The organism is Paraburkholderia sp. MM5477-R1 (assembly GCF_050436385.1).
Taxonomy (GTDB): Bacteria; Pseudomonadota; Gammaproteobacteria; order Burkholderiales; family Burkholderiaceae; genus Paraburkholderia; species Paraburkholderia tuberum.
Genome location: NZ_JBNDMC010000005.1, coordinates 899009 through 912204 on the forward strand (window position 1 = coordinate 899009; position 13196 = coordinate 912204).

The following is a 13196-nucleotide window of genomic DNA, read 5'->3' on the forward strand; positions in this document are numbered from 1 at the left end:
ACATCGCGTTCCCGCCTGCGGCGCCGCGTCGCGGTACGATGTTTGCTGCGTCGCAGGCTGACTCGCCGTGCCGCAAGCCAACCGCCAACTTCATGACCGACACCTCCATCCCGCGCGACACGTCCGACCGTCTGAACGCGATGCGCAGGACGTTGCGCGAAGTGTTCGGGATCAGCCGGCTGCGCCCCGGCCAACGGGACATCATCCGCAGCGTCATTGCGGGCGCGTTCCCGGCAACGCATCGAACTCGTCGTCGTCGATGAAGCGCACTACGTATCGCAGTAGGGCCACGATTTTCGGCCGGCATTCCTGCGCATCGTCCGCGCGGAACGCGCCAAGCTGCTCCTCGCGCGTACCGCTGTCCGCGATCATGGGGCGTGCGTTTGCGCGCCCGAACCGGAGCCCTGCCATGAAAACGCTCGAGTACAAAATCGGTTCTCCGTGGTATCAGGCCACCCGTGCGACGCTACGCCGAGCCGTCCCATCGGGGCTGTTGGCCGGCTGCATGTCGGCGGCAACAGCCGCGGCGGCATCCACGGACGCATCGGGCAGCCCGCTCGCGCCGATCAATGCCGTCACCCACTGCCTGTGGCCGCAACGCGCGCTGCGTGAACGCGGCTTCAGCATCCGGCATACGGTGACCGGCTTCGCGATCCATCAGGCAGCCGCGATCTTCTGGGCAATGATGTTCGAGCAACTGGTTGACCGGATGGTCGGCCCCGACCCGTCGCGACGGCCCGGCGCGACCGCGGTGGCCGCGGCCACGACCGTGGCGAGCGCGTATGTGGTCGACTACAAGGTGGTGCCCAACAGGCTTACCCCTGGATTCGAGGCGCACCTGTCGTGCCGCTCGCTCGGGAACGTCTACGTGGCGCTCGGCGCGGGCCTGCTCGCGGCCGCGCTGCTGCGGCGGCCGGATCGATGAAATGCGCTCGCGCAAAAAAGAGCCACCAGCCTTCAACCGGCATGGTCGCCGCAAGCGCATTTGAGAACGATGTCCCCTGGAATCCAAACGGAGGACAAAGGCAGTATAGGAAACGCGCCCCGCCGCGCACGGTGCCTGGGCGAGGCGCAAGACGTGAGCGATCCGCGAAGCACCGGGCGCGCGCGCAAGCCTGCGAGCATCACGCCATCTGCTCCGCCGGCACCGCCACCGAACGTCCCGCGAGCCGCTCGAATTCGTCGACGTCGTGGCTGCAAAAAATCGTCAACGCGGGGCTCGCCCGCTTCGCCAGATCACGCAGGCGGCGCTGGTTGTACAGTCGCGCCGCGCGATCCTTTTCGAGCATCCACTGATAGAAGCGCAAACCGGGTGCGCAATGCGGGCGCACCGGGTCGAGCTCGCCGCTGTCGAAATAGGCGTCGCCCGCGAGCAGCAACCAGCCGCCATCGCCGTGTACCGCGACGCCCGCGTGACCATAGGTATGGCCTCGCAACGGCACGAGCGCGATCTCGCTCGCGAGTTCTTCGATCGGATGGACCTTGGCGAAGCCCTCCCAACGCTCGGTGTACTGCGGCGAATGCACGCGCCACATGTTCTGATACGACCACTGCTGCGGCCTGAAGCGCTGCCGGTCCAGCCACGTCTTCTGCTGCGCCGCGTATTGGCGCTCGCTCGCGAGCATGTGCACCGTCGCGTGCGGAAAGTCGTCGAGCCCGCCCGCATGGTCGGAATCGAGGTGCGTCATCACGATGTGGCGCACGTCGGCCGGGTCGAAACCGAGCCGCTCGATCTGCCTGATCGCCGTCATTTCATTTCGGAACTCAGGCTTCAGCAGCCTCAGGAAGAATTTGCCGAGGCGCGAATAGGGATCGGCGACATCGCGCAAACCGAAACCGGTATCGACGAGCACGAGCCCCGCCGGACTTTCGACGAGCAGACAATGGCAGGTCAGATGCCCGCGGCGGATCAACGAATCGGGGTGGCCGTTGAACAGCTTGCCGCACAGCGGGCAAGTCGAAATGCAGTTCAGATGGTGCACTTTCATGCCGCACTCCCGGTCACGGTGACTGCATTCCTGCTTGTCGCTTCCGGGGCAGCCGTCGCGCGGCACGACCGTATGCGTCATTCAGCGAACAGATCCGGTCCGAACACCTCGACGTGATCGTGCAACAGCGACGACACATAGCCCGGCGGCCGCCCGGCCTCGCCGCTCTCGCGCTTGACCGAAATTCGATAGCTATGGCCGTTCGGCACGTCGGACAAGCTGTATTGCCGGATCTGCTGCAGGCCGAGCGCGGGCACATCGACGGCAATGCCGATGTACTGGCCCGGCTCGAAGTTCGCGACCGGCTGTTCGTCCTTCGGTTCGAGAATGAACGACGTGATGACGCTGCTCTCGGGCCGCTTCTCCTTGACGACGAACGTGCGCCATCCGGTCCAGCCGCCTGGCTGCGATGCGCGCGTTTCGCGCAATTCGGCTTCCATGCCCGTCAGCACGTCCGCGAGGTTGCCGTATGTCTGCGCCCACGCGGAGATGATGTCGTCGGTCGCGGCGTCACCGAGCACGTCCTTGATCGCGCCAGGCAAATGTTCGCCGACGATCGGATAGTGCTCCGCCTTCACGTCGAGGCTCGCGTGCTTGTTGGCGCCTCGAAGAGCCGTCTGCAGAAACGTTGAATGATCGTATAGCCGTGCGCGGCCAGAACCGGGGCCGTGGCCTTGACGATGTCCTTGGTTTTCTGCGTCAGCATTTCTTTCCTCCTGCAATAGGACGACTGGTTGCCTCGCTCGTGCGCGTAAATGGTGGGGTGGAATTGTCCGAGCGCGCATACCCCTTCAAGCGTATCCAGGCGACCATGCTCCTCCAACCGATGCTCGCTGTCCACAAGCTGAAAGCCATGGACACGCCCGAGCAAACGCGCGCGCCGCGACACGTCCAACATCGGTCGTCCGATTGCAGACGAACGCGGGCCGGTCAGGAAACGTGCCGTGCGCGCCCACACGCGCTGGGAGCGTTTCCGTCAAGGTCCGAAAAACGTGTTGCAGAATTTGCCGGCCACATTGCACGTCTGTTGACCCGAAGGCTGCACATTGGTGCGCTCGGCCGACGTCGCGCACCCACCCATCATGGCGACGGCAAATGTCATCACGAGCGTCCCGCGCAGCGCTGCCGCGCGCCGATTCTTCGCTGCGTGAGTCGCGTTGCGATCACCATCGCAACGCGCGGATGCGCCGCGCTTGCGTGCATCGGTAGCGCACGAGCCTTGTCCGACATCAGGCATTTCGCCCTCCCTCGCGATAGTCACCACGTTCATCGTGCCACGCACAAAGGGATTTCCAACGAGGGTACCCGAGCGCTGACGCGATCACCACACCGCCTTTTGCTATTTTGATCCAGATCAGAACTTGACCGACTAACCGACGACGGCGCGAACTTCATTTGCACATGCTGTCATCACGACGTCACACCAACAGTCGAGCGTAGAAGCAATCCGGCGCGTCGGTTCGTCGAATGTGGGTCCCGCAAACTGCGGCGCGAGAGTGGACGGGGCTGTCCACAATGCGGCTGTCTCCGACAACTCACTGCGATGTACTTTTTTTTTTGCAAATGCGAGCATGCTGAATCCGGCGTTTTCGACATGTCATCAAGCCGGTATGACTTACTGTGAACGACGAGTAAGCTGGAGATAACAAAACGGGGAGAGAACCTGTGAAAGCCGCGCGTAATCACAACGACGTCACAAGGAAATTGACGCATATCAGCGCGATTGTCCAGCGCCTCGAACAACTCGTTCAATCCGACCGCGTCGACTGGCAGGGCACGGGAATTGCGACGCTGGCTTACTGGCGCGCGCGCATCGAGGCCAACGCCGAACTGCCGCCGGCGCTGCAGCCGCAAGCGCGGCTCGCTACGCTCGAAGCACGGAGCCAGCGCCGCTCGAGCGCGCAGGGCGGCAATTAACGCCGCGCCCGTCGCGCATGATCATCGCGCACCGGCACGATCACACACTCACGCGACGAAGGACATGATGATGAGGCGGACCTACGAATACCACGGGTTCACGATCGAGGTGACCGTCGAGGCGGATTTCACGTTGCGCCCCGCCGGGCGCGCGGCGGTACGCACACGCTACGCGGCGGTGGTTCACATCTATCAGGCGGGCGCTGCGGTCGCAACGTTCTCGCCGCTGCGCGTCGACATTGGAGGCAGCCGGCCGTTCGACACCGAGGCCGATGCGTTGATGGGCGGATATAGCGCGGCGCGGCGAATCGTCGACGACCTGTTCGCCCGTGCGGCGGATGCCGCGGACTCCGCGTTGAGCGCCCTCACGAGCAGCAACGCACTCCGCTCGCGGCAGCCGGCACCGCGTTGATCGATTGCTGGGCAGCGGGAATGGCGCATGCGGTATCCGCCGGCACCCTTTCCCTGGAGAAACGCCATGTCCAATGACGCCTCATCGCTGTCGCCGTCGATTACGTCGATGATCCGCCTCGACCATATGCACGTGCTCGCCGCTTCGCACCGATACCACGCGTCCACGCCGTGGTGGCGCAAACGCGCGATCGTCAACGGCGTGTGCGACGCGCTCGATATCCACGCGCAGCTCGAGGAGGAAATTTTCTACCCGGCGCTCGACCGCGCGCTCGGCAATGACGAGACACTGAGAAAAAGCCGTCCCGAGCACGACGAGATGCGCGCAACGATCGCGAAGCTGCGCGGGATGGGCCCCGAAAACGCCGCCTACGACGGGCTCTTTTATCAACTGATCCGCGAAGTCGCTCATCATGTCGCCGACGAGGAAACCATCCTGCTGCCCGACGCCGAGCGCGTGCTGAAGAACGAACTGCAGTCGCTCGGCGCCGCGATGACGCGCCGCCGGATGCAGTTGCTCGGAGAGCGCCCGATGGACATTGCGGTGAATGCCGCGGGCACGTTTCCGATCGCCACGCTGCTGCTGGGATCGACTGTATTGCTCGCGTTGCGGCATTGGCTGCCGAGGTCGCGTCGCGCGGCACAGACGCGGCGTCAATGGAACTAGCACACACTACTGACACCACGGGGCGCCGCCCGCGATCGCGCATCAACGATTAGGGCGCGATGCACCCGGCGTGCGCCCGCGCCGCTGTTTCGTCTTCGCCGGTTCACCCGGCTCGACGAGCCCGGCCGCAACGCGGCGCGCGGTTTCGGCCGCGATGTCGAGCGCGTCGTCCCATGACACGTGGCCGCACGTCCCGCGTCGCTCGAAGATCGTGTGATGCTCGCCGCCACGCTCCGTCACGACCACGACCCACTGGAAGGCGCCTTCCGAATCCCGGATGACGGTCCAGCTTACGAGGAAGTCGGCAATCTCTATCTTCTGCAGGCGCATGTCCGGCTCGCTGTCGATCCGCTTCGTCGACCGGCTCTGTCCGAGTGTACGCATGGCAGGAGGTCCTTCGTTTTGGCCCTTCGTTTTGGCCCTTCGTTCAGGGCCTGGTTCTGCTACAACGTGCCCGGCAGATTGCCGCCGGCATCGGGCTGTTTCGGTTTGTCGTTCATCACGGCTCCCTTGATCGATTCATGTCTGGGCCGAGCAAGCGCTATACCGCATGGCCGCGCGAGAACGAGAAGCATTGGATCGCGCGCATGGGTTCGAGCCTCGTTGCTGGACCGGCAAGCTGGCCCGGCTAGAAACTCATCGCGAATCCGAACGACACCCCGTGCACGTTGCGACCGAACACATAGCGCACCATCGCCCGCGTACGGGTGACGATGACGGGATACCTGCTGCTGTCGAGTTCGAGGCCGACTCCCAGCGACGTGAGGTCGTTGAAACCCAGCACGCCGGCACTATCGCCGAAATAATGCGAGTAAGCGGCTTCCAGCACATAGCGGACCGGCCGGTCCAGCGCGTGCCAGCCGGTGGGCGCGCGCCAGCGCGTCCATAGGCTCACCTGCTGCGCCATGGCCGAGCCCTGAACGGCCTCCGACGAACCGCCGAAGCTGCGCAGGTAAATATCGGTTGCCCGCAGTTCGGCGTCGATTTCGTAGTTTTCGCGGTAATGCTCGTAGTCGAGCATCAGGGAGCCACCATAGCCGTAGGCGTTCAGCGAGCCGTTTTCGAGGAACTGCAGGTTGCTGTCGGTGACACGATTGAAGAGGGTCTGCCCTACCTTCAGGTCACTCGAGACACGCCCAATCGTGCCGTTCAAGATCGGACGGAATACCAGTTCGTCCGTGATGCGGAAATCCCACCCCAGGCCGACCGTGCCACTGAAGGTGTTCCACTTCGTCGGCACCGCACGCTGCTGGGCGCCATCCGTGGCAATGAAGATCGGATCGTAGCGGCTGTAGGCGAGCGTGCCCTCCATGTACAACGGAAACGACCTGCTGAGGGTGAAGCCGCCGCCAAATTGCGTCTGCCCAAAGCCGGGATTACCCGTCAGGCCGTTGTTGACCGACAGGTTACTGGTCGTAACGTCCGGGACTGTCGTGTAGGTCATGATCGCGAGCACAGCGTCTGCGTGCTGCTTTACATTGCCGCCAATCACGGTATTGCTCGACAATTGCCTCGGCGCGACCTGTGCGTGCGAAGGGCAGGACAACAGGTTCAAGGTTAGAGCGGCACACGCCCCAAATGCGCGAAGTGACCAACACTTCCGAAGCGCCGGCATAGTCAAACAACCTCGCCATTTGTCGACGAGATTGCAGGCTCACTTGCAGGGTCATACACGGCATATCCAACGAGCATGACGCGCTCCTGTCAGTCGGCTGATCGTGTTCGTCTTCCGCGAAGTCGCCATCCCGTTGCACAAAAGCACGCGCACGCAACTGATGCAATTCCGACGGGCATTGCGCCGCTCACAGCACCTGGAAGGTCTGCGTTAGTATGTGATAGAAATACCTGAAAGGAAGTAGTACGGCAATACGGGCGATCTTCAGTCGCTTGCGTGGCGTTCGGCGACGAACATCGCCGTCGACTCACGAAACCTCGCAGCCCCACTTTCGCAGGGAGCCTCGTTATGTCCACTCATTCGGTCCCGAACGACAAACCCGTCAAGATCCCCGGCCCGGATCATCCAATCATGATCGAGCACCACCACGCGCGCGTGATCGTCATGGCAGGCGGTCACGTGATTGCCGATACGCACGACGCATTGACGCTGCTCGAAGCCCGCTATCTGGCCGTGCTGTACATCCCGCGCAAGGACGTCGACATGACCCGGCTCGAACGCACGGCGCACGCCACTTATTGTCCGTACAAGGGCGAATGCGCATACTTCTCGATTCCTTCGGCCGGCGAGCGCGGCACCAACGCGGTGTGGACCTACGAGCACCCATACGACGCTGTCGCGCCGATCCGCGAGCACCTTGCGTTCTATCCCGACCGCGTGGATTCCATCACGCAGGAGCCGGCCGCGCACTAGGCGAACGCGCGCGCGTCATGCCGCGTGCGGGCGCGGCGATCGCGGCGACCGGCATGGCGCGAGCGGCACGGACGGCGGCGCCGCCGCGCGGCGGCCGCTGCTTCCACCAATACTGCACGTTCGTGATGGCGCTCGGCCCCGACAGCGGTTCGCAAGGCCTGCTTGAACTCGGCGCGTACGGTTCGACGATGGAAAGTCCACTGCCCCACGTAAACCCGTCGCCTTTGCAATACGTTAAGCCCGGCATGCCACAAGGAGACCTCGACGAGTTTTGCTCGACGCTGCCGCCGCTTTATAGTCAATCGATCAAGGTCAGGCCCGGTGCAGGTGACGGATCAGGCCTTGATTCATTCACTGGGATGACGCCTGGCGGTATTCGACTACCCGACCGGCGAAACGGCAGGGTCTGCAATAGCCCGTGCCATTTTTATGCTTGCCGACTCGCGAAAAATCACGCGCGGAATCGAATCAGGTTCACAGCGCATGCGCGTCGAATGGATCACCCCAAGCTTAACAAGACCTTAACACCTCAGTATTGCCAAATATTAATTTCAGGTCACGCAAATGACTTTTTTACGGTTCAAATTCGTCCCGCACTACCCAAATTCGTTGTCAAACAAAAGGACGAGACATGAAACCGATCACGAAATGGAAGCGTAAGCAAAGCGCAATGTGCGCCGCCGTCGCACTACTCGCCGGGTTGTACTCGGCAGTCGCAACAGCCGGCGACGATCACGATCGCGATCGCGCGTCCGTCAAGCATGTGCTGCTGATCAGCTTCGACGGTCTGCATGAGCAGGACGTCGCGCGTTGCATCGGCGCGAATACGTGCCCTAACCTGGCGCTGCTCGCAAAGTCAGGCACCACCTATACGAACGCGCATACACCGGGACTGTCGGATTCGTTTCCGGGCCTCGCCGCGCTCGTGACCGGCGGCTCGCCGAAGTCCGCGGGGCTGTTCTACGACGTCTCCTACGACCGCACGCTCTATGCGCCTTCCGATACCCATTGCACGGGCCCGACCGGCTGGAATGTCGTCTTCGATGAAACGACCGGCATCGACGGCGAGAACGGCGGCGCGCTGATCCATCTCGACGGCGGCGGCGCGTTCAATCCGCAGGCGATTCCGCATGCGCTCGTCAATGGCGTCTGTACTCCCGTCTATCCGCACAACTATCTGAAGACCAACACGGTTTTCGAAGTGATCAAGGGCAACGTCAACGGCGCGCGCACCGCGTGGGCGGACAAGCACGCGTGGGGCTACGACTGGCTCAACGGACCGTCGGGCGCGGGCGTCGACGACCTTTCGCGTACCGAAATAAATTCGATCGATCCAGATACCAATACCTACTACCTCGACACGTACACGCACACGGAGAAGTTCGACAACTACCACGTGCAATCGCTGATCAATGAAATCGATGGCCAGGATTCGACAGGTCAAAAGAACGTCGCGGTGCCGACCGTGTTCGGCGCCAACTTCCAGACGCTGAGCGTCGCGCAGAAGGCCACGGTCGCGTCGGGCGGCGGCTATCTGGATGCGAGCTTCACGCCGGGTCCGCAAGTCGCCGGCGCGATCGCGTATATCGACGACGCGTTGGGACGCGTCGTGTCCGAACTGAAGCAACGCAATCTCTATTCGTCGACGGCGATCATCGTGACCGCGAAGCATGGCCAGTCGCCGACCGATCATTCGAAGCTCGTGAAGAACGGCGATACGCTGACCAAGTTGCTCGAAGCCAACAACTACCTGGATTCGGGCGGCAATTTCGGGCAGGCCGCTACGAAGAGCGGCAACCTCAACGACGGCACCGGACTTGTCGGCACGGGTTTCGTGCAGACCGACGACGTCGGCCTGATCTGGCTGCGCGATCAAAGCCAGGTGTCTTCGGTCGTGAAGACGCTGAAAGCCAATCTGAGCTGCAACGCACCCGGCATTTGCGCGGACGGCCCTCAGGCGTACATCCTGTCCGGCCCGCAACTGGCTAACCGGTTCGGCGACCCGTCGCGCGGCCGTACGCCCGACATCATCGTTCAACCGAACCCGGGCGTCATCTATACGTCGAGCACGTCCAAGGACGAAGAGCATGGCGGCAACGCGCCCGACGACAGCCATCTCGGCCTCGTGATGTACGTGCCTCACACGCATCACGCCGGGCAGGTCAATGACGAGCCGGTGCTGACCACGCAGGTCGCGCCGACGATCTTGCGTCTGCTCGATCTGAAGCCTGAGCTGCTGCATTCGGTCGCGATTGAAGGAACGCGTGCGCTGCCGGAATTCGATCACAAAGACTAAGCATGGCCGTAGTCCACGTATTTGAGTAGTAAGCTGCGCCGCGATCGGTGTTGGAACGATCGCGGCGCCGTCGTTTTTGCGGGGTCCAGCCGCGCGGACCTCGCGTGCCGGCCCGTGCGAGAATGGGGGCCGCCTGATTCTCGCCAAACAGGCGTGCGTCGATTGCCTGACAAGGAGCCGCTGCCATGAACAACATTGCTCTCGGATGCGTCGCGGTGTTGGGGCTGCTGTTATTCTGCCTCGGCTTGTCGGTATCGATGACGCGTTTTCGCGAACGCACCAATGCGGGCTGCGCCGACGATCCGGCCAACCCGCTGCACAAGCTGGTTCGAGCGCATGGCAATACCGCGGAATGATGACTTCCCGCGCTAGCCCAAAAGAAAATAAGCCCCACAGTCACCCGTGAGGCTTCAAAAAGACCCGCAGCCTGACAGCGTGGGTCCTGGTCTTTCAAGCAACCACGCTTACTTCACATTCGGGAAAACCGGCCAGGACGAAGCCTGATCGCACAGCGACAGCTTCGCATTCTGCGAGACGATCGTGGCCGCCGGATTCGTGTCGCCCGCGGCGCCGGCGTCGTCGCTGCCATTGACGGTCAGGTTCAACGTGTTCGTCGGGGTCGTGTACTTGCCCGCGCCGCTCGACGTGTTCGTCAGGATACCGCCCGTGCCGTGAGCCATCGACGAGCCAATCAGGCTCACGTTCGCGCCCAGGTTCAGCGTGGCGTTGGCGGCCTTCGATTGCGTCGAGCCATCGAGCGCGCCAATGTTCACGACAGGCTTGCTCAGGTTCGCAATCGACATCGTGACATCCTTGTCCGCGACCACGTTATCCAGGTTCAGCTGGATCACGCTCTGCGTATTGGCGTATGCCGTGTCGGCATGCAGACCGCGGAAGGTCAGGCCGCCGCCGCCGTTCTTGCCCGCAGTCTTGTTGGCCGGGATGTTCATCATGCGGATGTTGCTGAGGTTGATGTCGTGGAAGCTCGGCACCAGCCACCCCAACCCCGTGTACGAGATCGGATCGGCACTCGGGCCCGTGTAGTACATGTCGAACACGAGGAAATCCTTCACGCCACGCATACATGCGCCGTCATAGTAGATGTTGCTGACGTCGCCGCCGCGTGCCTGACCGCTTTTGATACGCAGCCCCACGACGCCCATATCCGTCGACGAATTGGTGCCGTCGTAGATATTGTCGAAGTAGTTGTCGTAGAAGTGAATGTTTCGGACACCTGTATTCGTCGGGCTGCCGATCGACAGACCATGGCCGTTGTAGTTGTGGTTGTGCGCCACCGTGATGCCGTACGTGCGGTTCGACGAAACGTCGCGGTTACCGTCGATGGCCCACAGCATGTTGGCCGGCGTCGTCGCGCCCTGTGCCGCCGCCGGACGCGGATCCTGCAGACCGCCCTTGAACGCGACGTTGTCGTCGGACGGGCTCAGGAAGTTGTACACGATCGCGACGTTCTTCACGTAGCCGTCGAAGTACACCTGGCCTGCTGACGTCGTCTTGCTGCCCGTGCCGAGAGCCGCGTGTTCCGGACCCGCTGCAACGCTCGGGTCGACACCGTCGGTGTTCTTCACGCCCGTCGAGCTGGCATCGATCGTCGCGCCCGTATAGAGGTGCGAGTACGAACCGCTGACGCCGTCGAAGCCGTCGTTGTTCATGCCGACGCTCGCCTGGTTCGCCGCATCCGGCAGCAACGGCGTGATGATCTTGATGCCCCACACGGTGAGGCCGTCCACGCCGTCGGCTTCGACGGTGAAGAACGTGCTGTTGCGCAACGTGATCTGATACAGCGACAGGTTCTTCGACTGCTGCATCCACAGCATGCCGGGGTTGCCCTGGAAGCTGTACGGGCCGCCCCCGATGTCCTTGTTGCCGTGGTACGAGATATCCCACCAGCTTGCCGGCACCCAGCGTGCGCAACCGCCCGTGCCAGCGGTACAGCCGCCGCCCGTAACCGTGTAGCCGCCTGGGATGCTGGTTGCCTGGCGGTTCACCACATAGGTGACGGCCGGCGTGGTCAGCGTCGTCTTGCCCATCGCGGTGACCACATCGCAAGCGGTGCCTTCCGGCGCGAGCGTGCCCGCACGGTAAGCGGCGATCGTGTTCGTGCAGCTGAACTTCGGCGTCGTCACGCCCGTGATGTTGTTGCCCGAATACGTGAACGCCTCGGTGACGCCGGTGGCCCAGCGGATCGTCGGATATTGCGGCGACGAGCTGATCAGCGGCATGTAGCCACGCGCATCGATCGAGCCCGTGCCCATGATCGACGCGTTGACCGTATGCGTGCCGCGGATCAGCGGATAGCAGTTCTGCATGCCGCTCGTGCCCGCGATGGTCGCCGCGCCCGCGTTGGCGGTGCCGACAGGCGCGGGAAGCCCGGCCGGGTTGTTGATCGCGGCGCCGCAGGTGATCGCGTTCGGCCGATCCTGCGCGGTTTTGTCGTAGACGACCACGTCGCGGCTCGCGAACAGCGTGACGCCGTCGTCGATCCACAGCGTGACGCCCGACGGCAGAACGAGCGGACCGCTCAGGAATGCATTGCCGGCGCCGCCGCTGTTCTTGACGAGACGCACCGCGAACTTGGTGGCCTTGTAGGTCGGGTTCGACAGCGTTTCGCTCGATGCGCCCGCGATGTTGACGTTCGGATTATTGGCCGCCTGTTGCGTAGCGGCTGCCTGCTGATCGGCCTGCGTAATCTTCGCGCCGACTTCCGCGTCCACGGCGGCGCCGCACGCGTCGAGCGCGGCCTGGATACGCGCCTGGTCGGGGTTGTTCAGCGCCGTGGTTGCGCCGCCGTAGGTGACCGGCGTCGGATCCGAGGTGAGCGGCAGCGAGCCGTCCGCGTTCTTCACCAGGTTATTGCTTGCCTGAAGCGTCGAGCAAACCTGGGTGTCCGCCGGCAAAGACGGCGAATCCGGCAGGTTCGTGTCGCCAGCGTAGCGGCCGGGCGTCCAGACCGGGGAGGTCGGCGAAGTCGGGTTGGTGGGTGGCGTGGTCGAGCTCGTACCTGGACCTGAAATGTTATTACCCTCACCGCAACCGGCGACGGTCAGAACAAACAGGCCGAGGACCGCAAGCTCTCGGACTGAGCGCATCTTCATAAGTTATCTCCTTGGGAGTGGATCCACTGCGTGTTCCTGGCAGGCCTCGCCCTTCGCGCGGATGCGGCGGGGAAAGCGTCAGGGCATGTGGACCATCAATATTTGTTATAAGACATCGTATAAGGTACAACCTGAAATCGGGAGCTTCCACTGCCGACGCGCGAGGGCGGAAAACCAAAGATCACCCAACTTATTTCGACGCAACCATCCGGCTCCCGGCCGGATCTCGAGAACGCATTGCAAGAGAAATGCCTTGCCCAGCATGGGACTGCGTCTCGAAGGTTATTTTCTGGCTGCGAGCCGACCATGCGGCAGCCTCGCCGGCAACCGACTCCGCGAGCTCGCGAACCAAGTTGTCGGGCAACATTGAAATTCATCGTACAACGTACGACGAATCATGCTTCGAAAGGGCACACTCTTTCAATTACAGTAAACC

At 62.8% G+C, this 13196-nt stretch carries 13 protein-coding genes and 1 pseudogene; 9 read left to right on the plus strand and 5 right to left on the minus strand.

What is annotated here, in order from left to right; all coding sequences use genetic code 11:
- Positions 1-92 precede the first annotated feature (92 nt).
- Both OKW35_RS16445 and OKW35_RS16450 read left to right on the plus strand, forming a co-directional pair.
- Positions 93-263: a hypothetical protein gene (locus OKW35_RS16445; RefSeq protein WP_409259280.1), complete on the plus strand. Its 171-nt coding sequence runs from the start codon at positions 93-95 to the stop codon at positions 261-263.
- A 146-nt stretch (positions 264-409) separates the two neighbouring features.
- Entirely contained in the window at positions 410-925 is a 516-nt protein-coding gene (locus OKW35_RS16450) for a hypothetical protein (RefSeq protein ID WP_429552585.1), read from the plus strand.
- Positions 926-1124: 199 nt separating this feature from the next.
- Here OKW35_RS16450 and OKW35_RS16455 read toward each other — a convergent pair whose 3' ends face one another.
- Positions 1125-1988, minus strand: coding sequence for an MBL fold metallo-hydrolase (locus OKW35_RS16455; protein ID WP_090811807.1), 864 nt, complete (start codon positions 1986-1988; stop codon positions 1125-1127).
- A 77-nt stretch (positions 1989-2065) separates the two neighbouring features.
- Positions 2066-2773, minus strand: a complete 708-nt coding sequence (locus tag OKW35_RS16460; RefSeq protein ID WP_429552586.1) for a globin domain-containing protein — start codon at positions 2771-2773, stop codon at positions 2066-2068.
- An 880-nt stretch (positions 2774-3653) separates the two neighbouring features.
- Here OKW35_RS16460 and OKW35_RS16465 point away from each other — a divergent pair.
- From OKW35_RS16465 to OKW35_RS16475, 3 genes are all read left to right on the plus strand, one after another.
- Positions 3654-3905: a hypothetical protein gene (locus OKW35_RS16465; RefSeq protein ID WP_090810553.1), complete on the plus strand. Its 252-nt coding sequence runs from the start codon at positions 3654-3656 to the stop codon at positions 3903-3905.
- Between the two features lie 64 nt (positions 3906-3969).
- Complete coding sequence (locus OKW35_RS16470) at positions 3970-4317, plus strand: hypothetical protein (RefSeq protein ID WP_429402156.1); 348 nt, start codon at positions 3970-3972, stop codon at positions 4315-4317.
- 66 nt (positions 4318-4383) lie between these two features.
- Complete coding sequence (locus tag OKW35_RS16475; RefSeq protein WP_429552587.1) at positions 4384-4983, plus strand: hemerythrin domain-containing protein; 600 nt, start codon at positions 4384-4386, stop codon at positions 4981-4983.
- 42 nt (positions 4984-5025) lie between these two features.
- On the opposite strand, the gene OKW35_RS16480 is transcribed toward OKW35_RS16475, so the two are convergent.
- Positions 5026-5367, minus strand: coding sequence for a hypothetical protein (locus OKW35_RS16480; RefSeq protein WP_244144713.1), 342 nt, complete (start codon positions 5365-5367; stop codon positions 5026-5028).
- A 244-nt stretch (positions 5368-5611) separates the two neighbouring features.
- The gene (locus OKW35_RS16485; protein ID WP_184059269.1) at positions 5612-6598 is read right to left on the minus strand and encodes a hypothetical protein; all 987 of its coding nucleotides are present in this window, start codon (positions 6596-6598) and stop codon (positions 5612-5614) included.
- A gap of 348 nt (positions 6599-6946) precedes the next feature.
- On the opposite strand from OKW35_RS16485, the gene OKW35_RS16490 reads away from it, so the two are divergent.
- The 4 genes and pseudogenes from OKW35_RS16490 to OKW35_RS16505 form a co-directional block, all read left to right on the plus strand.
- Entirely contained in the window at positions 6947-7351 is a 405-nt protein-coding gene (locus OKW35_RS16490) for a DUF427 domain-containing protein (protein ID WP_184059155.1), read from the plus strand.
- Positions 7352-7368: 17 nt separating this feature from the next.
- Positions 7369-7986: a hypothetical protein gene (locus OKW35_RS16495; protein WP_429402153.1), complete on the plus strand. Its 618-nt coding sequence runs from the start codon at positions 7369-7371 to the stop codon at positions 7984-7986.
- Positions 7983-9647, plus strand: a complete 1665-nt coding sequence (locus OKW35_RS16500) for an alkaline phosphatase family protein (RefSeq protein WP_429552588.1) — start codon at positions 7983-7985, stop codon at positions 9645-9647. The genes OKW35_RS16495 and OKW35_RS16500 overlap by 4 nt, the downstream gene beginning before the upstream one ends.
- A 185-nt stretch (positions 9648-9832) precedes the next feature.
- Positions 9833-10000, plus strand: a pseudogene (locus OKW35_RS16505) (MAPEG family protein); the annotation flags it as partial.
- A 111-nt stretch (positions 10001-10111) separates the two neighbouring features.
- On the opposite strand, the gene OKW35_RS16510 reads toward OKW35_RS16505, so the two are convergent.
- The gene (locus OKW35_RS16510; RefSeq protein ID WP_429552589.1) at positions 10112-12760 is read right to left on the minus strand and encodes a glycosyl hydrolase family 28 protein; all 2649 of its coding nucleotides are present in this window, start codon (positions 12758-12760) and stop codon (positions 10112-10114) included.
- Between the last annotated feature and the right edge of the window lie 436 nt (positions 12761-13196).